The 22,333-nt window shown below is 47.0% G+C and carries 14 protein-coding genes, 2 rRNA genes and 1 pseudogene; 12 read left to right on the top strand and 5 right to left on the bottom strand.

Annotation, left to right across the window (positions count from 1 at the left end):
• Nucleotides 1–293: 293 nt before the first annotated feature.
• Together JFT56_RS08270 and rrf are read left to right on the top strand one after the other, a co-directional pair.
• Nucleotides 294–3,187: ribosomal RNA gene (locus tag JFT56_RS08270) — 23S ribosomal RNA — on the top strand.
• A 229-nt stretch (nt 3,188–3,416) separates the two neighbouring features.
• Nucleotides 3,417–3,532, top strand: a 5S ribosomal RNA gene (gene rrf / locus JFT56_RS08275).
• A 325-nt stretch (nt 3,533–3,857) separates the two neighbouring features.
• Here rrf and JFT56_RS08280 read toward each other — a convergent pair.
• The 3 genes from JFT56_RS08280 to JFT56_RS08290 form a co-directional block, all read right to left on the bottom strand.
• A protein-coding gene (locus JFT56_RS08280; protein ID WP_198783159.1) for an IS630-like element ISSpu8 family transposase occupies nt 3,858–4,884 on the bottom strand; the annotation gives its coding sequence in 2 pieces (ribosomal slippage) (nt 3,858–4,433 and nt 4,435–4,884; 1,026 coding nt in all).
• 293 nt (nt 4,885–5,177) lie between these two features.
• Complete coding sequence (locus JFT56_RS08285) at nt 5,178–5,960, bottom strand: DUF2057 domain-containing protein (protein WP_198783160.1); 783 nt, start codon at nt 5,958–5,960, stop codon at nt 5,178–5,180.
• Nucleotides 5,961–6,154: 194 nt separating this feature from the next.
• The gene (locus tag JFT56_RS08290; protein WP_198783161.1) at nt 6,155–8,212 is read right to left on the bottom strand and encodes a bifunctional 2',3'-cyclic-nucleotide 2'-phosphodiesterase/3'-nucleotidase; all 2,058 of its coding nucleotides are present in this window, start codon (nt 8,210–8,212) and stop codon (nt 6,155–6,157) included.
• 704 nt (nt 8,213–8,916) lie between these two features.
• Between JFT56_RS08290 and JFT56_RS08295 the strand changes: the two genes are divergently transcribed.
• The 6 genes from JFT56_RS08295 (at nt 8,917) to JFT56_RS08320 (ending at nt 14,320) form a co-directional block, all read left to right on the top strand.
• Complete coding sequence (locus tag JFT56_RS08295; protein ID WP_198783162.1) at nt 8,917–11,061, top strand: M3 family metallopeptidase; 2,145 nt, start codon at nt 8,917–8,919, stop codon at nt 11,059–11,061.
• A 221-nt stretch (nt 11,062–11,282) separates the two neighbouring features.
• A complete protein-coding gene (locus JFT56_RS08300; protein ID WP_198783163.1) occupies nt 11,283–11,906 on the top strand; it encodes a 2OG-Fe(II) oxygenase in 624 nt (207 codons plus the stop codon).
• Between the two features lie 341 nt (nt 11,907–12,247).
• Complete coding sequence (locus JFT56_RS08305; RefSeq protein WP_198783164.1) at nt 12,248–12,853, top strand: GNAT family N-acetyltransferase; 606 nt, start codon at nt 12,248–12,250, stop codon at nt 12,851–12,853.
• Nucleotides 12,854–12,872: 19 nt separating this feature from the next.
• Complete coding sequence (locus JFT56_RS08310; protein ID WP_198783165.1) at nt 12,873–13,337, top strand: GNAT family N-acetyltransferase; 465 nt, start codon at nt 12,873–12,875, stop codon at nt 13,335–13,337.
• A gap of 37 nt (nt 13,338–13,374) precedes the next feature.
• Nucleotides 13,375–13,770, top strand: a complete 396-nt coding sequence (locus JFT56_RS08315; RefSeq protein ID WP_198783166.1) for a hypothetical protein — start codon at nt 13,375–13,377, stop codon at nt 13,768–13,770.
• A 154-nt stretch (nt 13,771–13,924) separates the two neighbouring features.
• On the top strand, nt 13,925–14,320 hold the full coding sequence (locus JFT56_RS08320; RefSeq protein ID WP_198783167.1) for a hypothetical protein: 396 nt from the start codon (nt 13,925–13,927) through the stop codon (nt 14,318–14,320).
• 34 nt (nt 14,321–14,354) lie between these two features.
• Here JFT56_RS08320 and JFT56_RS08325 read toward each other — a convergent pair whose 3' ends face one another.
• The gene (locus tag JFT56_RS08325) at nt 14,355–15,170 is read right to left on the bottom strand and encodes a substrate-binding periplasmic protein (RefSeq protein WP_198783168.1); all 816 of its coding nucleotides are present in this window, start codon (nt 15,168–15,170) and stop codon (nt 14,355–14,357) included.
• 135 nt (nt 15,171–15,305) lie between these two features.
• Here JFT56_RS08325 and JFT56_RS08330 point away from each other — a divergent pair.
• The 4 genes and pseudogenes from JFT56_RS08330 to JFT56_RS08345 all read left to right on the top strand — a co-directional run.
• Nucleotides 15,306–16,451 (top strand): annotated as a pseudogene (locus JFT56_RS08330) (DUF2157 domain-containing protein); the annotation flags it as partial.
• 36 nt (nt 16,452–16,487) lie between these two features.
• A complete protein-coding gene (locus JFT56_RS08335; RefSeq protein ID WP_198783533.1) occupies nt 16,488–17,639 on the top strand; it encodes a DUF4401 domain-containing protein in 1,152 nt (383 codons plus the stop codon).
• Nucleotides 17,640–17,650: 11 nt separating this feature from the next.
• Nucleotides 17,651–18,166 (top strand): GDYXXLXY domain-containing protein, encoded by a 516-nt coding sequence (locus tag JFT56_RS08340; RefSeq protein ID WP_420136017.1) that lies wholly within the window; start codon nt 17,651–17,653, stop codon nt 18,164–18,166.
• Between the two features lie 300 nt (nt 18,167–18,466).
• Nucleotides 18,467–21,301, top strand: coding sequence for an ExeM/NucH family extracellular endonuclease (locus JFT56_RS08345; RefSeq protein WP_198783170.1), 2,835 nt, complete (start codon nt 18,467–18,469; stop codon nt 21,299–21,301).
• 56 nt (nt 21,302–21,357) lie between these two features.
• On the opposite strand, the gene JFT56_RS08350 is transcribed toward JFT56_RS08345, so the two are convergent.
• Entirely contained in the window at nt 21,358–22,329 is a 972-nt protein-coding gene (locus JFT56_RS08350; protein ID WP_198783171.1) for a GGDEF domain-containing protein, read from the bottom strand.
• Nucleotides 22,330–22,333: the final 4 nt, after the last annotated feature.

Below are 22,333 nucleotides of genomic sequence, written 5' to 3' on the forward strand. Positions count from 1 at the left end.
AAGCATTGAACATTGAGTTCTCAAACACTTTATTAAGTGTCTTGAATATTCAAGTCTAAGGCGCGTCCACTTCTTTGGTCAGAAGTGAGACAAGTAAAACCAAGCTGGTCGCAATGCGACTCAGAGTTTTTCTTATCTTCTGTGAATGAGATAAGCGTAGTCAGACGAAACGATGTCTAAGCCGTGAAGCGAATAAGGAAGGAGTGTAGCAGCGCTACATGACTGACAAATGAGGTTCACAATAACGACAGCGTGAGGTCTGACAAGCGAAAAGAAACCTATCTGGGTTGTATGGTTAAGCGACTAAGCGTATACGGTGGATGCCTTGGCAGTCAGAGGCGATGAAGGACGTAGTAACTTGCGAAAAGCGTTGGCGAGCTAGTAACAAGCATTTGAGCTAACGATGTCCGAATGGGGGAACCCGGCCGCATAAGCGGTCATCATGTGGTGAATACATAGCTACATGAGGCGAACGAGGGGAACTGAAACATCTAAGTACCCTTAGGAAAAGAAATCAACCGAGATTCCCCTAGTAGCGGCGAGCGAACGGGGATTAGCCCTTAAGTCAGTGGGGTGTTAGTGGAATGCGTTGGGAAGCGCAGCGGCACAGGGTGATAGCCCCGTACACGAAAACTAACCATTGATGAAAACGAGTAAGGCGGGACACGTGACATCCTGTTTGAATATGGGGGGACCATCCTCCAAGGCTAAATACTCCTGACTGACCGATAGTGAACCAGTACCGTGAGGGAAAGGCGAAAAGAACCCCTGTGAGGGGAGTGAAATAGAACCTGAAACCGTATACGTACAAGCAGTGGGAGCGGTTCTTGAGACCGTGACTGCGTACCTTTTGTATAATGGGTCAGCGACTTACATTTTGTAGCAAGGTTAAGCGAATAGCGGAGCCGTAGGGAAACCGAGTGTTAACTGCGCGTTGAGTTGCAAGGTGTAGACCCGAAACCCGGTGATCTAGCCATGGGCAGGTTGAAGGTTGAGTAACATCAACTGGAGGACCGAACCGACTAATGTTGAAAAATTAGCGGATGACTTGTGGCTGGGGGTGAAAGGCCAATCAAACCGGGAGATATCTGGTTCTCCTCGAAAGCTATTTAGGTAGCGCCTCGAGCGAATACCATTGGGGGTAGAGCACTGTTAAGGCTAGGGGGTCATCCCGACTTACCAACCCTTTGCAAACTCCGAATACCAATGAGTACTACTCGGGAGACAGACGGCGGGTGCTAACGTCCGTCGTCAAAAGGGAAACAACCCAGACCGTCAGCTAAGGTCCCAAAGTGTATGTTAAGTGGGAAACGATGTGGGAAGGCTTAGACAGCTAGGATGTTGGCTTAGAAGCAGCCATCATTTAAAGAAAGCGTAATAGCTCACTAGTCGAGTCGGCCTGCGCGGAAGATGTAACGGGGCTAAACATACCACCGAAGCTACGGGTGCAGCCCATTAGGGTTGCGCGGTAGAGGAGCGTTCTGTAAGCCGATGAAGGTGAAGGGGTAACCCACGCTGGAGGTATCAGAAGTGCGAATGCTGACATGAGTAACGATAAAGGGGGTGAAAAACCCCCTCGCCGAAAGACCAAGGGTTCCTGTCCAACGTTAATCGGGGCAGGGTGAGTCGACCCCTAAGGTGAGGCCGAAAGGCGTAATCGATGGGAAACAGATTAATATTTCTGTACTTCCGCTAACTGCGATGGAGAGACGGAGAAGGCTAGGCTAGCGCGGCGTTGGTAGTCCGCGTTTAAGGTGGTAGGCTGATTTCTTAGGCAAATCCGGGAAATCTTAAGGCCGAGAGCTGATGACGAGGTCCTACGGGACTGAAGTAGTTGATGCCATGCTTCCAGGAAAATCTTCTAAGCTTCAGGTTAGCGGGAATCGTACCCCAAACCGACACAGGTGGTCGGGTAGAGAATACCAAGGCGCTTGAGAGAACTCGGCTGAAGGAACTAGGCAAAATGGTACCGTAACTTCGGGAGAAGGTACGCTCTTGTTGGTGATGAGACTTGCTCTCTAAGCTGACGGGAGTCGCAGATACCAGGTGGCTGCAACTGTTTATCAAAAACACAGCACTGTGCAAACTCGCAAGAGGAAGTATACGGTGTGACGCCTGCCCGGTGCCGGAAGGTTAATTGATTGGGTTATCGCAAGAGAAGCTCATGATCGAAGCCCCGGTAAACGGCGGCCGTAACTATAACGGTCCTAAGGTAGCGAAATTCCTTGTCGGGTAAGTTCCGACCTGCACGAATGGCGTAATGATGGCCACGCTGTCTCCAGCCGAGACTCAGTGAAGTTGAAATTGCGGTGAAGATGCCGTATACCCGCGGCTAGACGGAAAGACCCCGTGAACCTTTACTATAGCTTGGCACTGAACATTGAACCTACATGTGTAGGATAGGTGGGAGACTTTGAAGTTGGAACGCTAGTTCTGATGGAGTCGTCCTTGAAATACCACCCTTGTAGTTTTGATGTTCTAACCTAGACCCCTAATCGGGGTTAGGGACAGTGCCTGGTGGGTAGTTTGACTGGGGCGGTCTCCTCCCAAAGAGTAACGGAGGAGCACGAAGGTTGGCTAAGTACGGTCGGACATCGTACGGTTAGTGCAATGGCATAAGCCAGCTTAACTGCGAGACAGACACGTCGAGCAGGTACGAAAGTAGGTCATAGTGATCCGGTGGTTCTGAATGGAAGGGCCATCGCTCAACGGATAAAAGGTACTCCGGGGATAACAGGCTGATACCGCCCAAGAGTTCATATCGACGGCGGTGTTTGGCACCTCGATGTCGGCTCATCACATCCTGGGGCTGAAGTCGGTCCCAAGGGTATGGCTGTTCGCCATTTAAAGTGGTACGCGAGCTGGGTTCAGAACGTCGTGAGACAGTTCGGTCCCTATCTGCCGTGGGCGTTGGATGATTGAGGGGAGTTGCTCCTAGTACGAGAGGACCGGAGTGAACGAACCGCTGGTGTTCGGGTTGTCATGCCAATGGCATTGCCCGGTAGCTACGTTCGGAATCGATAACCGCTGAAAGCATCTAAGCGGGAAGCGAGCCCCAAGATGAGTCATCCCTAGGTCTATAAGACCTCTAAAGAGCCGTTCGAGACTAGGACGTTGATAGGCATGGTGTGTAAGCGTTGTGAGGCGTTGAGCTAACATGTACTAATGACTCGAGAGGCTTAACCATACAACCCAGATGGGTTTTGCTAAGCGAACTTAGACAGAATATAAACACTTAATGAAGTGTGGACTCAGAAAACAATCAGCTTTTCAAATTAAAATTAAAAGGTTAATTACGCAGGAAATTGTTAGGCTGACAAAGCCGTGACGAGCGAGGCGCGGAGTGTACGTTAGTACATGAGCACAGTAGCGAGGAGACAATGCCGTCAGACGGACAATTAACCAGTAAGAATTTGCTTGGTGACAATAGCATTGTGGTCCCACCTGATCCCATCCCGAACTCAGAAGTGAAACGCAATCGCGCCGATGGTAGTGTGGGGTCTCCCCATGTGAGAGTAGGTCATCGCCAAGCATCCAAATAAACACAAAAGCCCTAGCCTAAACCGCTAGGGCTTTTGTGTTTATACGCTCCGCGAAAACCAACCTCGATGTCGGTCAATAAATGTTCCTTCAATATTGACACTTCCACCATCCATGGCGGTCGCCCGCCGCTAAGCTTGGTCAAAAATAGCATCCTGCATTTTTGACATTCGACACATCCCTGTGTCTCCTCCCCAGCTACGAAGACAAGCTTCTTCGCGTTCAATCATGGCTAAATACTACGCATTTATAGCGCCATGATTTCACCCCCATGTGAGAGTAGGTCATCGCCAAGCGCCTAATACCAATTCCATTAACTAACTGGTCAACATTGTCCACGGTCTAGTACACAATTCTATCACTCTTGCTTTCTTCTCAATGAAGGTATTCCATGCGATAGAGCACTGTTCGACAATATCGTCATAACCACTAAAACAACGATTGGCCAACACATTTTGACGCAGCCATTGCCATACCTGCTCTATTGGATTCAACTCCGGTGAATAAGGTGGCAACTTGAGAAGCGTCAGATTATCAAAGTCATCGGCCAAATCCTGTTGATGCCAGCCTGCGCCGTCCATGATGACCAGCGCATGGCGCCCAAATGCGGTGGCGGTTGAAATCAGTTTTAAATGCTCGTTCATATATTCGCTATTGGCATGCGGGGCAATAATCGCTTGTGTCGCCCCCGTTGCCGGACACACGGCGCCATATAGATACGCTGATTCAAATTGTTGCTGCTTTACGGCCCGTGGACGGGTCCCTTTCTCAGCCCAAATACGGGTGGTGGTATTCTGTTGGCCAAAGTGGGCTTCATCTTGAAACCAAACGTCAATGCGATCGAGTGCAACGTGCCCAGGTGTGTTAAGGATCGTTGCCATCCGGAAGTTTTTTAAAAGCCTCTTGTATAGCCTCAGATTGTTTCGGGTGGCGAGAGCGAGTGGTAATCCATGAGAAGCCAAGTTGATGCAGCAAGCGGTAGATATTTGCTTGCTTGAACGTCACACCAAATTCAGACTGAATAAATAGGCCGACATCCTTGGCCATTAACCTGCCACCTTGTTCAGATAGACTTCTGTGCTGTACGAACGCTTTAAGCTTAGCTTGCTGTGCGATGGACAGTGTCGCAGGACGGCCCGGATTGGGCGCATCGTCAAGGCCAGTCAGCCCATGGGTTAAATAGGCGGTGACCCAGCGATTGACACTGGTTCTACTGACCTTAAGCATGCTTGCGATGGCGGTACGAGAATGACCTTCAGTGAAATGGAGTAAGGCAAGATAGCGCATACGTTTGCGTGCACTTTTCTCCGATTTTACTAAGGCTGCGATGTGGGGATGATTCATATTTTGTATGATTAAAAACTGATGACCAATTAGATCACATAATTAATATAATTGGTATAATTATCTCATTGAGATGTAACGAAGCCAGCTGAATAAGCTGGCTTTTTTGCATCTGTGACTTTTATATCTGAACTCCATTTCCTTAAATCCATTATTGTTCTACCTTTATCCCTATCTGCATAAAGGTTAAGTCAGTTTTATCTATCTTTTGAGCCGAGTTTTTTAGTACTCGAGGGATTGAGATAAACTCGTTCCAAGCCTTTGAAACCTGTGCAATTATCCCGTTACCATTTTTACTCTTGATTGATTTTCGCTTTGAAGCTGGCTTTGGTCTTGTCGTTGGCGAGTTTGTACCAATAATCAAGCATTTGGCTAATTTCAGCTTGGCTAGGTGTTGAGGCTGGCGTCGTTTGTTGAGTCTTGTCATTGGCCGCAGTAATAGTGGGGTTAATCACGGTTGGAGCGGCCAGATAAGTGGATACGACGGCGGGCGTTTGTTGCACTTGTGGCTGGCTCGCCGTTATTGCTGTTGTTGACGATAGCACGGGTGTTAACGATGACGCAGTGGCATCGTTTGATTGTGCTGCTGCGGTGTGCAAAGTGATATTCAATGACGCAGGGTGATTGCTAAGGTTGTACTGCAGTATCTCGTTGTCAAAATCCCGCCCCAGTTGAATACCATGCTTAATCAATTTATCGCTGACAAAACTCACGGCTTCACCTTGAGCATTTAATAGCGCCAATTTGGGCGACTCATCGAATTTCTTTGCATCGCTGGCGGAGTTGATGGCGGGAAGTGTCAGGGCGAGTGTTTGTGCTGATGCATCAAAACGCACTATGAGTACGTCGGATAGATAGCGCACTGAGTCTGTTTGTTGCCGATATTGCGCGCTATAGCGAAAGACAATTTGATTAATACCATCGGCTAAAATGAGAGAGTCACTCTTTACTGCTGACTTGCCATTGACAGTTAATACTTCAGTGTTTTTAGGCAGGTTGAGATGAACATCGGCCGCTGCTGGCTGTACAGTGCTAAGCATTAATGCCGTGGCACATAAAATTGATTGATATTTCATAAGCTTTCTCTGTTGTTACGATCACATCGCTAAGTTAAATAATAAGACAGATATTTGGTGGCACAAAGCCGGCGGGATGGATCAATGGCGAAAAGTCATTTATAGGAAACGCAGATTAGCGTTAATCTTAGCTGCTGGGAATAAAAAAGGCTCACGGGGAGCCTTTTTGAGTGGGATATCTCGGGATTGAACGTTTATTTGGTCAGGTCGATGCTATAAACGGCGAAACCCAGTTCATCCTTACTGATCTTCTTCATTTCACGTTGTTTATTGGCTTCGATAAAGGCAGCGGCTTTGTCACTGTCCTGGGTTTCGAAGCGAACGTCTAGTGCGACATTGGTGGTGATGGTTTTGAAATCCCAGTTGTAATCGGCACTTGGATTGACCATGCCTTCGTACTTACCTGTGGTTTCGTTGTACTGGGATTGCGCTGTGATATAGGCCGCTAATGCTTCACGGTTAGTATCTGGCAGTTCGAGTACCACATGGTCGCTACCCGTTCCGGCAAATTTGCCCCCAAAGGCGCGGTAGTTATTTGAGGCAACGACAAACTCTTTCGCGGCAAATTCTTCGCCTGTGAATACTTTACCGTTTTCGTCTTTATAGCTTAAATCGACGATACGGTTTGCGTTGGCATTAACGACGGCGCAATCACGGTCAAATTTGCTCGGTTGAGTCACATCTATCTTGTAGGTTAAGCCATCGAGGACGTCAAAGTTGTAGGTTGGATGGCCATTCCAATTGATTAAACTCTGTGGCGTAGATTTTGTGGGGTCGATTTGATTGAACTGGTTCGCGGAGCATTCGAGCCAATCTTTCAATTCGGCGCCCGTCGCTTTGACTGCCACCATGGTATTGGGGTACAGGTACAGATCGGCGGCGTTTTTAAAGGTTAATGGGCCTTTATCGACTTGAACAAATTGATCCGCATCGCTGGTTGTACCGTGACGCCCGCCCGCTTTAAAGGGGGCTGAAGCTGACAGTACTGGCAGTCCTTGTAATGCTGCCGGTAATTTCGCTTTCACGTTGGCGATTTGCGCATCGGAAACGATTTGTACCGTTGGGTCGTCCTGCACTAAGGTCAGGAAGCTATACATATCCGCTGCGGCGACACCGATAGGTTCATCCACAAAGGCGAGGGTGCCTTGGTGCTCGGCGGCTACTGCATCGTGAATGGCGGCATCGGCTTCAACCAATGGGGTTTTATTCGCGCCGTCATAGATGGGACGCGCCTTAGTGCTTGCACTGAGTACCGACCATTTGCCGTCTTTACGCTCCAGTTTAAAATCAACTACCCCTAAGTTATCGCCCCAGCGTCCAGGCATCACGGCTGGCACACCATTTAACAGGCCCTTAGTCACGTCTGTGTTAGGTAAGTCTGCATATTTGGCATCTGGGAAGATAGAGTGGCTATGGCCGAAGAGTATCGCATCGATACCGTCAACATAGGTCAGAGCATAAGTGGCGTTTTCAGCCATAGGATCGCCAGGATTTTCAGTGGAACCAATGCCTGAGTGTGGGATGGCGATAATGATATCGGCCCCTTTGGCTTTCATCTCTGGGACATATTTTTTCGCAGTTGCAACGATATCTTCGACCGTGACTTTCCCTGATAGGTTTTGTTTATCCCACAATAGAATTTGCGGTGGCACAAACCCAATATAACCAATGTTAATGGTTTGATTGTTGCCTTCGCTGTCGATAATGTTTTTTTGCTTGATGATATATGGGGTGAACAAATGCGCACCTTTTTTAACCCCATTCCAGCAACCATTATCGTCGGCACAATAAACGTTTGAGTTGATATAAGGGAATTCTGCACCACTAATGGATTTATTTAAAAAATCTAAACCATAGTTAAATTCATGGTTACCTATATTACCGACTTCATAATCTAATAGGTTCATGGCTTTATAAGCAGGGTGAACATCGCCCATTTGCAGGCCAATTTTGGCCATATAGTCGCCCATTGGACTGCCTTGCAGCAGATCGCCATTATCGACGAGGACACTGTTTTTGGCTTCACTGCGGGCAGCATGGATCAAGCTTGCGGTGCGGGCAAGACCTATAGTGGGATCATCTTTACCACTGTAGTAGTTGAAATCCATGATATTTGTATGCAGATCTGTGGTTTCGAGTACTCGTAAATCGGCTTGAACATTAGGTTGGCTATTAGTGTCGTCATCTGAGCCACAGGCACTCACACCAAGGGCTGCAGTGATCATCACTGCGAGTATTTTCTTATTTAACATAGTTATCTCTATTTATATTTATTTGACCCCAACGCATGTTCCATAACAGAGCATGCCCATCATCCTGTTAATTCAGCGTCATTGAACGGTTAAGTTAATTTGTCACTAAGTTAACGAGGGGGGATTATAAAGACATTTGATGATCTGAATGTGACATTAATCCGAGAATGGTGGTTTAAAATTGTGACCTAAGGTGCGTCTGCTTAAATAATAAGCCATTCAACCTGTTTATTTGTTACATTGATGTTTAAATTATCACGGTAAAAAGTTTATTAAGAAGAATTAATATTTGTTATTGGAATGGCGTTTTATTTGCGCAGTTTCTTGTCTATGTAATGGGTATTTGACTTAAAACTTAAGTAGGATTGTTTTAAATAATTCTTTTACATCAAATTTTAGCCAATGTTGAGCACTTATGCTCGCATGTGGCTTGGCTTGATTAAGGCGAGTTAGGTCTAATGTAGCGTTGGCATAGGCCTTTTTAGACTCGAAATACACATAAAGTGATACAAATTCGCGGCGCTGTGGGCGGGTAAACCTTGGCTGACATGCGCGTAACTTGTTAAGGTAGCTCCTCTAAATTGACGTACACAGCAATAAGCGTGCGTTAAGAGTGACAGTATCAATAGAAAACCAAAATTCGTTAGCGCACCTTTCACCTTAAAAATACAATCGAAAGGGCAGCAACATTCTAGGGAGTTAATATGCGTAAGTCCGTTATTACCACCGCCGTGGCTGCGGCCTTGTTACTGGGCGCTTGTTCAGACAAGCCAGCCACAAGTACCAACGAAGCAAAAAATGCCGTAGCGACTCAACCCGCCGCCAAAGCTGAAGCCACGAATGTGTTACTGAGCAAGAGTCCACTGCAGGATCAAGCGCCGCAATTTAATCTTATTAAGTCCGCCGATTACGCACCCGCTTTTGAGCAAGGCATTAAAGCCCACGATACTGAAATCGCGGCCATTGTGAATAACAAACAAGCGGCCAGTTTTGACAATACCATTCTCGCGATGGAAACCTCGGGCGAATTATTAACGCGCGTATCGCGTACTTTCTTTAATCTCGCAGGTCTGATTTCTGATGCTGATTTCCAGAAAACTGAAGCGGATATGGCGCCTAAGTTAGCGGCTCACCGAGATAATATTTATCTTGATCCGACTTTATTTGCCCGCGTTGAAGCCGTTTATCAGCAAAAAAGTAGCTTAAATGCAGAAGATCAGCGCTTAGTTGAATATTACTATGAGCAGTTTGTCCGAGCGGGAGCGAAATTGTCCGCCGAAGATAAGGCTAAGATGCGTGGCTTTAATGCCGAGCTTGCCACCTTAGCGACTGAGTTTTCACAAAACAGCTTAAAATCCTATAAAGATGATGTGATTATCGTGACCGATAAAACGCAGTTAGAGGGTTTATCTGACAGCGAAATTGCCACCTTAGCCGCGGCCGCTAAAGCCGCCGGGAAAGAAGGCTATTTGATTACTTTAGTGAATACGACGCGCCAGCCTGTGCTTTCGAGTCTGAACAACCGTGAACTGCGCCAAAAAGTGTGGGAAACCTCTGCCCACAGAGCCGTGGCAATCAATGGGCCATTGATTGTTAAAATGGCGCAAATACGGGCTAAAAAAGCCAATTTACTGGGCTTTGATACCTGGGCATCCTATGCGGTTGCCGATCAAATGGCGAAGACTCCAAGTGCTGTATATGAAATCCTCGATGACTTAGCGCCAAAAGCCCTAGCACGCGCCAAAGTGGAAGCGGCTGATATTCAAGCTGAAATCAAAAAGGCGGGCGGTGATTTTGAATTGCAACCTTGGGATTGGGCTTACTACGCCGACAAAGTGCGTAAAGAGAAATACTCCCTAGACGAGGGCAGTATCAAGCCTTATTTCGAGTTTAATACAGTGCTGAGGGACGGGCTGTTTTTCGCCATGCATAAACTCTATGGCATCAGCTTTAAAGCGCGTACCGACTTACCCGTGTGGCATTCCGACGTATTAGCCTTTGAAGTTTTCGATAAAGACAACAGTTCTATTGGCTTATTCTACCTTGACCCCTATGCCCGAGAAGGCAAGGGTGGCGGTGCTTGGATGGATGAGTTTGTCACCCAAAGCGATTTGCTCGGCACTAAGCCAGTGGTCTATAACGCGCTGAATATCCCTAAGCCTGCCGATGGCCCAACCTTAATGACCTTCGATGAAGTGACGACTCTGTTCCATGAGATGGGACACGGGATCCACGGTTTATTTTCTAAGGTGAAATATCCGAGTGTGGCGGGTACATCGACCGCGCGTGACTTTGTCGAGTTTCCATCCCAGGTCAACGAAGATTGGAATATTGATCCCGCTGTGATTGCGAACTATGCCAAACACTACCAGACGGGAGAGCCTATTCCTAAGGCGCTGCTCGATAAAATCTTAGCGGCAAATAAGTTTGGCCAAGGTTTTGATACCGTTGAGTATCTGTCAGCTGCCTTGTTAGATATGGAATGGCACTCTATCAGTGCCGACACGCAAATTAATGATGTCGAGCAGTTTGAGCACCGAGTGTTAGCTAAACATGGTCTTGATTTTGCGCCTATACCACCCCGTTATAAGTCGAGCTACTTTAGCCATGCGTTCGCTGGTGGCTACTCTGCAGGTTATTACGCCTATTTGTGGACCGAAGTGTTTGCCGCCGATGCCTTTGCCTATATGGGCGAGCAGGGAGGTTTAAAAGCCGACAATGGCGATAAATTCCGTAAGGAAGTCTTATCGAAAGGAAATAGTGAAGATCTTATGCAGGATTACATTCACTTTACCGGTAAGAAACCAACGACAGATGCACTGTTAAAACGCCGTGGTTTAGTCGATTAATTGACAGGATGTGACCGGCGAAAAGGCTTGATAGGGCAACCTAACAAGCCTTTTTTATCATCTTGTTTTTCCGCTCTCTTTACTCTAAAATTCCGCCCAATTTGACTGTGGGATATATTCTAGATCCCGTATCGACGCCCCTCGAAAATCAGGCTCAATTTTCCTTCCCTTGAGCCCTTGAGTACAGCAAAAGCGTAGCCTCTTTTTTGGATGTAGCATAAATGGTTTCGCAATTAAGTGAAGCAATGCTGGATGTGATCGCTGACGCCTTGGTAGACAAAGGCTATGTTTTTTTAACTGACTTAGTTCCTGCCCATATTAGCCAAGTGCTATTGGAAAAAATTCAATCAACACAAGCGCATGAACTTAAAGCCGCATCAATTGGTCGCGGCGTCGAGCAGCAGCTTAATCCCGATATTCGCCGAGACAGAATACAGTGGCTAGAAGAGCACAATGAGCCCGATGGCCAATATTTGGCGTTGATGACGCAGCTCAAAAATGGCTTGAACCGTCGTTTGTTTATGGGCTTATTTGACTATGAAAGCCACTATGCAGTGTATCAGCCCGGGGCATTTTATAAGAAGCATGTCGATGCGCTAAAGGGCAGCCAAAACCGTATCTTAACCACAGTCTTTTTCTTAAATCCCCATTGGAAAGAAGCCGATTGTGGCGAGCTTATCATTTATGACGAGCAAGATAATGAGCTCGAGCGTATCGCCCCTAAAATGGGCCATTTCGTGATTTTTCTCAGTGAGCGCTTTCCCCATGAAGTCCGCCAAACCTTGGCCCAACGCAACAGCATTGCGGGTTGGTTTAGGGTGAGTAATAGTGTGCATGGTTTTTAACTGCCACTCTAATAGTAAGCAGTAAGCAGTAAGCAGTAAGCAGTAAGCAGTAAGCAGTAAGCAGTAAGCAGTAAGCAGCTAGAGGCGAAACATCGCTTAGCTGCTTTTTAGTCGCCCCTATTGTGCTTTATTCTTTCGCCGCAGGATTTATTTCAACCCGATCCCACCGTCTTTTATCCATAGATTCCATCCTAAGCTTTAGGTGATTTAAAGCGCCGATAATAGGATTAATTTATCCAATCACGCAGAAAATAAGGTGTTTTTTTCTTATCGATTAATGTTAGGCTAGATAAAAATGTGCGCAAGAACACACTTTTAACTTATCTAATGGAGACGATACTGTGGGCAGTGGAGATAACTTAGGTTGTTTAAGTGGTGAACATGTCGTGCTGGAACCTTTGTCTTTATCCCATGTGGCGGCATTGAGTTTAGCGGTGGCAGATGGCGAGCTTTGGCGTTTATGGTTTACCAGCGTTCCAGAGCCTTGCGAGATGAAAGCCTATGTGACTAAGGCCTTAGAAGAACAAGCGCGGGGCGAGAGTTTCCCCTTTGCCGTGCGAGATAGGGTATCCGGGGAAATTGTCGGTTGTACACGGATCTGCCACTGGGAGAGCGAGCACCGTCACCTCGAGATTGGTTATACTTGGTATGCCAAGCGGGCCCAGCGCACGGGAATTAATACCGAAGCTAAATTACTGCTGTTAACCTTTGCTTTTGAAACCCTAGATGCGATAGCCGTTGAATTCCGTACCCATTGGCATAATCAGGCTTCGCGCCAAGCTATAGCTCGGCTCGGTGCCAAGCAGGATGGGGTATTGCGCAATAACCGGATCCTAAAGGATGGCACTATTCGCGATACCGTTGTCTATTCTATTATCGATACTGAGTGGGCGACGGTGAAAAGTAGTCTGCAATTTCGTTTACGCCAGAGACCATTAGTCCAGTAATTTACGATAGGAAATGCCCATGGCAAGCATCATTACTCAAGCAGATATTTCCCACAGCCATGGGGTTGCGATGTTATTTAATGAATACCGGCAGTTTTATGGTGCCAGTGACAATTTAGCTGCAGCAGAGCAGTTTATTCGAGCTCGTTTACAAGAGAACTCGTCTGTGGTGTTTATTGCCCAGGATCCTCAAGGGATTGACCTTGGGTTTGTGCAGTTGTATCCCAGTTTTTCATCCCTGCGTTTGGCGCCTATATTGATCCTTAACGATGTGTTTGTCACTCAACATGCCCGTTGTGTCGGCATTGGGCGGGCATTAGTGCAGCGAGCAGCGGATTACGCTAGGGCCCATAATGTGGGCTATTTGATCCTCGAAACACAAAGGGAAAACCTACGCGTACAGGGGTTATACGAGGGATTGGGTTTTGTGCGTAATCAAGATTTTTTTACCTATGAGCTTGAGATATCTTCCGCACTTAAGTAGGTTTATTCATTATTGCTAATAAAAAAGGAAAGACAACATGTTAAAAGCGTTAGTCATCGCCAGCTTAGCGTTAAGTGCGAGTACCGCGGCTTGGGCCGATGAAGCGGAAAAAGCATTTAGTCAAGAAGCGATCGAGTGTGCGGCCTATTATCAGGTAAGTTCTGAAGCCATTAGTGCTATGAATGCGCCACAAATGCAGGCCGTGGGTGAGCGCTTAAAAAGCTCGAAAATTGAAGCCGAAAACCTCGCTAAAAAATACCAAACAGAAACAGAGGTAACACAGGCGGTTGCCGATGCTAAGGCGCGTCAAATTGCGAGCCTAGGCGGCTCAAGCAATTTAGGGGCTTTGATGGGCAAGTATAAAGAGGAATGTAAAAACCTGTTGGCCGATCCACAAAAGCGTCTGGACTATTGGACCATGGCGACTATGTAAGTCGGGTGTGTATTGTCTGTGATCACTAAGGAGCTTTGCGGCTCCTTTGTTGTTTTTACCACAGAGTGTGACAGTCTATTTCATGTCACGGTGAAACTGGAGTGCTCCTTTACAGGTCCTAATACCTGTCTGTATGAATAGAGCGAGAATAGTCATGGAAATAAGTTTGATGGCCGCTGCGGCTTTGAGTGCGGTAGTGTGCGGCTACCACTTGGTACAAGGTCAAAGAATGCTTTTAGCGCCGCTACTTAGTGCCAATGTGAGCGAGCAGAGTAAGCAAATATTGCGTTGTATGTTCCATTGTCAGTCGGTGTTTTTTCTGACCTCGACGGTAATTTTTTTGATCTGCAGCCTTAATGTTATCCCAGAGATGTATGCCTACAGCTTAATCTTATTTTTAGGGCTCAATTACGGCATTTTTTCAATATGGCAGTTTTATGTTGCCAGCTTAAGTCCGCCTAATAGTAGCCCAATGCTGAGTATTCAGGCCTTGGTATTCTTGTTAATCAGTCTGTTAGCTCTGCTTGAGCCTTTACTGTCGTTATCCTAACTGAGCGGCAATTTAGCCAAGGGCTCGCTTTCTTTTAAGGCTTTAAGGCTTTGGGAGCCGGGAGGGTAAAACCGTAATCTTGGGCTAATGCCGCCAGTTTTCCGCTTCCTTCGAGTAATTCAAGCCAATGCTTGAGCTGGTCAATCTTCAGTTGGGAATGTGGGGCTAACAATACTCCAAGGTGATAATGTTGTGCCCATTGTTCTGAAATAAAGAGTTTGTCTTTTTCTTCAGGATTAAGGGTGAAGTAATAATTGAGATAAGAGAAGGTCACGGGAGCGATATCGGCACGCTGACGTAAAATCGTCTCAATTGAGGCTTTATTGCTGGTGACAAACACCAGTTCGAAGCGTTTATTCAATTGCTCCGGATCGGTTTCAGAACCGACAAAGGTATAGTGGTAACCCTTTACTAATGCCATGGATTTATTGGTTAAATCTGCAAAATAACGCTGGTCTTTCGTGCGGTTTTTTAGGGCGATAAAGACCTCGCCATCCTTTATATTCAAGGGAATAAACTGCATCTTAGTGTGCTCCCAGCCCCAACTGGGATCTTCAAAGAGCATCATATCGAAGCGTTCGGCGGCATAGGCTTTATTTCTGTGTTCTATGCTGGTGGGGACAAATTCGAATGTCACCTGTTGTTGCACCTGATTAAGGGCATTAATGAGATCTAGGGTTAAACCCGTATAGCGGCCATCCATTTGAAGATTTACGTAGGGGGCAAATTGGTATCCACCAACTCGGATCAGTGGCTTTTGGGTGATCTGAGTCTGAGCAAATGTCGTGATACTCAAACAACAATTGAGTATTAAGCAAAATAGCAGCTTGTAGAAAGTACATAACCGCATAAGTTCTCCTGTTCGCTATTGTTATCTAAGCTTACCTGTGTGCGATACAAGTTAATACAATTAATTATTGCACTTAAGTGAGGTTAATGCGTATTTTGTGCAGGCGAGTTCTATTATCTGAAGGGAGATCTCATATTGGGCTCTTTAACATCTCAAGTGTGTGAATGGCTTGAACAAGGACATATAAACCCAGCACAGGCGGATCAACTTTATCATCGGCTTTCTGTTCGTCCCGACGCGAGTCGCTGGCGAGCATTGATTGCAGGGTTATTACTGTGGTTTGGAGCATTAGGTTTTGTTTGCGGATTGATATTTTTCTTCGCCTATAATTGGCAATCCTTGGGCCGATTTGCCAAATTTGCGCTGCTAGAAGCGGCGATACTGCTCGCTATTTCAGCATTTATGTGGCTCTATTACCGAGCCGCATGTCAGCCATCAATCACATCAAACACCCCATCCGTTACAGTATCAGGATCCCAGGGCAAGCCTTTTGGGACGACGGTCGCTAATGCCGTATTACTCGCGGCCTGTGTGTTAGTCGGTGGTTTGTTGGCCCTAGTTGGGCAAACCTATCAAACCGGGGCCGATCCTTGGCAGTTATTCGCCCTGTGGGCCCTAGTGATTTTGCCTTTTGCTTGGGTTGCGGGATTCGATGGTTTGTGGTTGTTGTTGGTGGGACTGCTAAACCTCAGCATAGGGATATTTCTGGATACCTTTTCCCATTTATGGGGAACCTTCTTGGATGAGCAAGGCCAACTGCTGATCTTTGTTTGTTTGAACTTAGCTATCTATTACGCTTTTATCTTTTTAGACCGCAAAGTCGCGGGGCGCTGGCATGCACCAATCCTCGAGTATGTGTGTTCACTGTTTGCGATGGGCTGTTTTACTTGGTTAATTACTTGGTTGATTTTCGATGATCTTTTTAAGCCTGATGGCGCGAGTACTTGGATCATTTGTGGCTATCTTGCCCATCTGGTGTTGGGATTCGTTATTTTTCGCTATCGCTTACCGCGCATTTATCCCTTAGCCTTGGGCGGTTTTAGCTTGATTGCCGTGGGCGCCGCATTATTAGTACGGCTGATGTTTGAGGACCATGATCCCATAGGCGGGTTTTTGTTTATTGGGCTTTACATCATCTTGGCGAGCACTGGCTTAAGTCTTTGGTTAAAGGAACTCAGTCGCAAGCTTAAACCACAGTCACAACTTCAATCTGAACCTATCTCTGAACTTGAGCCTCAGTCTCTAGCGATATTGCCCCAAGGGAAAGAGGGCGATATTTATAGCAGCAATAATGGCTTACAGGATAGTGAGAGGGCGATGAGTCCTTTAACAACGAGTGCTTTAAAGACTCCTCCAAGGGAGGATGTCGCTTCAACCGCGACTTTGGCTGATTTAAGTCTGATAAAACAGTGGCAAACCTGGTATGCGGAGGGGAAAGTCAGCACGGCTCAAATGCCAGAACAGCATGATATGCCTTGGTATATTGCCACTATGCAGGCCTTTGCTGCTTGGATAGCGGCCTTGTTTCTGTTGGGCTTTATGATGGCGGTATTGGGTGCCATTTTTGAGCGAGTTGAAGAGGATGTGATTTTATTTATCGGCTTAACCTATTTAGCCGTGGGCATTGGGCTGTACTTGTTGCCGCGGCAACAGATTTTTATTGAGCAATTGGCGTTTGCCGCCTGTTTGAGTGGGGTCATCAGTGTCGCTTGGGGATTATATGATTTAATCGACAATGATTTTAGCCTCAATTGGTATCTGTGTATGGCGGGCATTCTCTTGCTGCTGTGGGGATTAATTGCCCATGGGTTAGCTCAGTTTGTATTCGCTTTTTGCTTAAGTTGGTGCGTGATTGGCCTGATGGCAAAATTCGAATGGCTTCATTTCAGCCCTAGCTTTTTTGCCTTAAGCATTAGCCTAGTGCTGTTTAATATCAATCGATTCGGACGTCATTACCGCCGCGCGCGCATGCTGATCTACGGTTTTGCACTGGGATTACTTTCGCTGCAACTGATGCATGCCTTTAGCATGGACAGTATTTTTGAAGCCTTATTCAGTCCTTGGCATCAAAGTCTACGATTTACGCTGCTCCATCTGTCGATTATTTTAGGTATTTGCGGATTTTTATTAATCACTATTTTCCGTGAACGCCAACAATCCTTAAGCTCATTCGCGGCGCTGGGGTGTGTTATCGGTTTAATTATTATTAGCGGTTTATCCTTACCTATGCAGGGATTATCAACGGCTATCCTATTGATCTTACTTGGTCATTATTGCAACGAACCTTGGCTTAAGGGGATGGGAATTGTATCGGCGTTGTTATTTGTCAGCGGGTACTATTATTCCCTCGAAACGACTTTATTGCTGAAATCTGCTTATTTGATGGGTTTAGGGACGCTGTTGCTGGTGGCAAGGGGGCTGATGTGGCGGTTATTTCCGGCAAATGTGTATGCCAAGGAGGCTATGTGATGGGAAATGTGATGGAAAATAGTCTGGGAAAACTGTCGGCGTCACATAAATGGGCACTTGGGATCGTACTCTTCACCACAGTGGCGATTCTGACTGGGGTAAATTGGCGCATTTTCAAGTTTGAACAACTGCTTAATCACGGTCAAGTGGTGCGATTTGCCCTAGCCCCTGTCGATCCGCGCTCGTTAATGCAGGGGGATTATATGGCGCTCGAATATGCCATTGCCCGGGATGTACGTAGCGCCTTAGCGCCGCAGCAACTGCAGGGCCAGTTATTGTTGGCTGTAGATGAGCAAAAAGTGGCGCGTTTTGTGGACTTTTACACCGACCAAGCACTCGGGAAAGATCAATTACGAGTGCAGTTTCGTGTCCGTGGTAATCAAATTAAGCTCGCATCGAACAGCTTTTTCTTTGAAGAAGGGCAAGCCGAGCATTTTAGTGTCGCTAAATACGGCGAGTTTAGGGTGAACACCCAAGGTGAGTTACTGCTCGTCAGTTTGCTCGATGAGAAGCTTCAGCCCTTATAGCCCTGCGTCAGGGCTTTCATCTTATTCTGTTAAGAACGATTTATCCCTATCACATTGATTATTGCTGGCCGCACGATTACTGGGCGGCCAGCATTTCCCGTACTGCTTTCTTCCTAGTCCTGCTTGCCAAATACCACGAATAATATCCACCTTAAGTTGCAACTTAGTCGCAACCAATTTGTAACTTTGGTCGCCTATAGTATCGTCAGTTTTCAAGGGATATTTCTTTGAAGCATCTAAGCACATAAATTAAATAGCAATTTATTACTCAATATTAAAACAATACATTTAGGGGTCTCAATGTTTAACACTAAAACTGTGCTGGCGTTAGCCATCAGCAGCGTTTGTGGGCTTGCCCATGGCGCGGATAATGTGATCATTTCTGAATACGTCGAAGGCAGCAGCAACAATAAAGCCATCGAACTGTATAACCCAACCGCGGGCGTGATTGATTTAAGCCAATACCAATTGCGCTTTTATTTTAATGGCAGCACAAATGTCGGCACGACCATAGCGCTCACTGGCTCATTAGCGGCGGGGGCGACTTATGTGGTTGCCGATAACGATGCTTCGGCCGATATCCTTGCGGTTACAAATCAACAGAGTAGCGCTAGCTTCTTTAACGGCGACGATGCGATTGAACTGACCTATCAAAATCAAGTGATTGATAGTGTAGGTCAAGTCGGTGTCGATCCCGGTGCCGAGTGGGGCAGTGGTGATCTCTCCACTCAAGACAATACCCTGCGCCGTAATCCTGATCTGCTGATTGCCGATCCTATCAGTACCGATGCGGTCAGCTTTAGCACTTGGCTAGGTTTTGCAAAGGATGATATTTCTGATCTCGGTAAGTTCAGCGCGGGTACGCCCACCGATCCCGTCGACCCGCCATCAAGCTCTCTTGCGTGCGGCGAAGAAGCCATTGCAATTCATGCACTTCAAGGCGCGGGCGCTGCTAGCCCTCTCAATGGTCAAACTTTAGTGGTTGAGGCGGTTGTCGTCAGTAATCAAGAAGCAGGTCTTAAGGGCATTTTTGTACAAATGGCCGATAACGAAGCCGATAGCGATCCGCAAACCTCGGAAGGTGTGTTTGTGTATACCGGCAATGCGCCCACAGCGTATGTGGCGGGCGATCGTATTCGTTTAAAAGCCAAAGTCACTGAATACCAAGGCTTAACTGAACTTACCACTGTATCGGAGCACAAGTTATGCGCTACGGGGCAAGCATTGCCCGCGGCGGCAGTGGTGACCTTACCGGTTAACAGCAGTGATGATTTTGAGCCCTTTGAGGGCATGCGTGTTCATTTTAGCCAAGATTTAGTGGTGAATGAAGTCTATAACCTTGGCCGTTATGGCGAGATTTCATTAGGCAGTCAGCGCCACTTTATTGGTACGCAGGTGGCTGCTCCGGGCGCGGATGCGCTAGCTGTGAGTGCAGCCAACCAACGTGACAGTATTTTATTGGATGATGGTTTAACGGCGCAGAATCCTGATCCTGTGCAATTCCCCGCTCCTGGTCTGAGCGCATCAAACACTGTGCGTGTCGGTGATAAAGCCACATCGCTCATGGGTGTGATGCACTATGGCTTTAATCTATATCGTATTATGCCAACCGAGACAGTGAACTTTGTGGCGGAAAACCCACGCCCAATTGCGCCTACATTGCTTGAGGGCGGTAATCTAACCGTCGCTAGCTTTAACGTGCTCAACTACTTCAATGGTGATGGCCAAGGTGCAGGTTTCCCAACCGCGCGTGGTGCCAATACCCTAAGCGAGTTTGAGCGTCAAAAGGCGAAGATTGTCAGTGCCATGGTGGGCATCAGTGCCGACGTATTTGGTTTGATGGAAATTGAAAACGATGGCTTTGGCGCTAATTCAGCCATTGCCGATTTAGTCGCAGGATTGAATGCCGCAGTGGGTGAAGCGCGTTACGCTTATATCGCGCCAACAGGCATGAATGCGATTGGCACCGATGCTATCACAGTCGGCTTGATTTATCGTAGCGATAAAGTTACGCCGCAGGGCGCTGCACGTATTCTATCTAGTGCGAATTCCCCATTAGATAGCGATCAACAGCCCCTGTTTGACGACAGCAAAAACCGTCCCATGCTGACGCAAGCTTTTAGCGTGAACGGCACTGAAGAAGGCATGGTTGTTGCGGTTAATCACCTTAAATCTAAGGGCAGTGAATGTGCGGGCGATCCTGATCTCAATGATGGTCAAGGCAACTGTAATATCACTCGTACCCGTGCGGCGACCGCTGCTGGTCAATGGATTAGCGAGCAATATCCAGATCAAGGCGTGTTGTTGATTGGCGATTTGAACGCCTATGCGAAGGAAGATCCATTAACGGCGTTAGCTAATGCAGGCTTTAGCGAGCTGTTTGCCAAACTTGAAAAGCCGAACCCTTATTCCTATGTGTTCTCGGCTGAATCGGGTCAGTTGGACCATGCTTTAGCAAACGCCGCCCTGCTGGATAAAGTGGTGGATGTGACTGAGTGGCATATCAATACCGACGAACCGCGCGTATTGGATTACAACGAAGAGTTTAAGACGCCTGCGCAAATTCAAGATCTATTCGCAAGTGATGCTTACCGCTCATCGGATCACGATCCTGTGGTGATTTCACTCTTGCTCGAAGCAGAAAAAGTCGCGCCAGTAGCCAGTTTCACTCAAGTAGTGAATGGCGCTGCGGTGCAGCTGACATCCACTTCAAGTGACAGCGATGGACAAATCGTCTCTGCCGAGTGGAGCTTTGGTGATAACACTGTGGCAGTGGGTGAGGTTGTGACCCACAGTTACAGCCAAAGTGGTGAGTATCTGGTCACGCTAACGGTGACGGATAATGACGGCCTAACCCATAGCACGTCGCAAACTGTGTCTGTGGTTGCTGAAGAGGTGAAACAACCGCCTGTTGCGCAAATTCAGCGTATCAATTTATGGCTGGTCGATATGTTTATCTCGACTAGCTATGATACCGATGGCGTGATCAAGCAACATAAGTGGACGTTCGATAATGGCACTCGTGCTAACGGTCAAGTGGTACTGCGCCTTGCCCGCCGGGGTCAACATACAGTCGAGCTGACCGTTAAAGATAACGACAAGTTAACCGATACTGCAACGCTGACTTATCGTTAAGTTTGTTGCAGGGTTTTACCTTGAGTGAAACTCAGTGACTGCGTAGCCTCCTTCAGTTAGGCCAAGTTTGACTGAAGGGGGCAGCTTAATTCACATACTCTATTACGTCCCGCTTGTTTGGCTCGTATCATGGCCTGATCTGCACTGTTGAGTAAGGTTTCGAGCAGATCTTGGGGTTCAAGTTCATGGTGAGCCGTGGCTAAGTTGATGGATGAAATCCCGAAGCTGGCGGTGCACTGGATCATTCGTCCATTAAATTGAAAAGCTTGTTGTTCAAATTCGCTACGCATGCGTTCTGCTTGCAGTTTGGCTTGTTCCGGTGTGGCATTAGGGAGCAATACCCCAAACTCTTCCCCCCCTAATCTGGCGAGAATATCCGAGGCCCGCACGGTTTTTTGGGCGAGTTGGGAGACATGAATGAGTGCGGCATCCCCCGTTGCATGCCCCCATTGATCGTTGATGCGTTTGAAATGATCTAAATCGAACATGATGATTGAGAGTGTTTGCCGGGTTCGATACATCTGATGGACGACCTGTCGGCCGAGGTTGAAAAATGCTCGGCGGTTATTCAATTGCGTCAGTTCATCCGTGTCGGCTTGTTTTTCTGCCTGTGCTTTTGCGAGCATCAATTCATGTTCAATGTGTTTTCGGTCGGTGATGTCGGTCGCGATTTCGATGCGAACTAAGCGGCCATCGGTCCAGCGTATCGCTTGATCTCGGCATTGGTACCAACGGCCATTTTGGGTATTTTGGAATTCCCATACATAAACGCCCGCGGGATTACCTTCTGCATCGAGTAATTTGTGATTTGTGCAGAACTGGCACGGGGCGTGTTGTCCGGACTGCAAAATTTGATAGCATTTTTTATCTTTGGCTGAGCCCCAAACAGAGATCCCATAATCATTTAAATACAATAACTCATAGGTATGTATATCAGAGACATAGACGAGGGCATCAAGACTATTAAGAATGATATTGATGGCTTGGTCATTCGCCGCTGCGTTATTCTGCTTGGCTTTATTCATCATAAAG

The organism is Shewanella putrefaciens (assembly GCF_016406305.1).
Classification (GTDB): Bacteria; Pseudomonadota; Gammaproteobacteria; order Enterobacterales; family Shewanellaceae; genus Shewanella; species Shewanella putrefaciens_C.

What these genes read in the sequence shown, in the direction of transcription:
- JFT56_RS08285 (WP_198783160.1), bottom strand. Translation starts at nt 5,960, where the DNA reads ATGAAATATCAATCAATTTTATGTGCCACGGCATTAATGCTTAGCACT.
- JFT56_RS08290 (WP_198783161.1), bottom strand. Translation starts at nt 8,212, where the DNA reads ATGTTAAATAAGAAAATACTCGCAGTGATGATCACTGCAGCCCTTGGT.
- JFT56_RS08295 (WP_198783162.1), top strand. Translation starts at nt 8,917, where the DNA reads ATGCGTAAGTCCGTTATTACCACCGCCGTGGCTGCGGCCTTGTTACTG.
- JFT56_RS08300 (WP_198783163.1), top strand. Translation starts at nt 11,283, where the DNA reads ATGGTTTCGCAATTAAGTGAAGCAATGCTGGATGTGATCGCTGACGCC.
- JFT56_RS08310 (WP_198783165.1), top strand. Translation starts at nt 12,873, where the DNA reads ATGGCAAGCATCATTACTCAAGCAGATATTTCCCACAGCCATGGGGTT.
- JFT56_RS08315 (WP_198783166.1), top strand. Translation starts at nt 13,375, where the DNA reads ATGTTAAAAGCGTTAGTCATCGCCAGCTTAGCGTTAAGTGCGAGTACC.
- JFT56_RS08320 (WP_198783167.1), top strand. Translation starts at nt 13,925, where the DNA reads ATGGAAATAAGTTTGATGGCCGCTGCGGCTTTGAGTGCGGTAGTGTGC.
- JFT56_RS08325 (WP_198783168.1), bottom strand. Translation starts at nt 15,170, where the DNA reads ATGCGGTTATGTACTTTCTACAAGCTGCTATTTTGCTTAATACTCAAT.
- JFT56_RS08335 (WP_198783533.1), top strand. Translation starts at nt 16,488, where the DNA reads ATGAGTCCTTTAACAACGAGTGCTTTAAAGACTCCTCCAAGGGAGGAT.
- JFT56_RS08340 (WP_420136017.1), top strand. Translation starts at nt 17,651, where the DNA reads ATGGAAAATAGTCTGGGAAAACTGTCGGCGTCACATAAATGGGCACTT.
- JFT56_RS08345 (WP_198783170.1), top strand. Translation starts at nt 18,467, where the DNA reads ATGTTTAACACTAAAACTGTGCTGGCGTTAGCCATCAGCAGCGTTTGT.
- JFT56_RS08350 (WP_198783171.1), bottom strand. Translation starts at nt 22,329, where the DNA reads ATGATGAATAAAGCCAAGCAGAATAACGCAGCGGCGAATGACCAAGCC.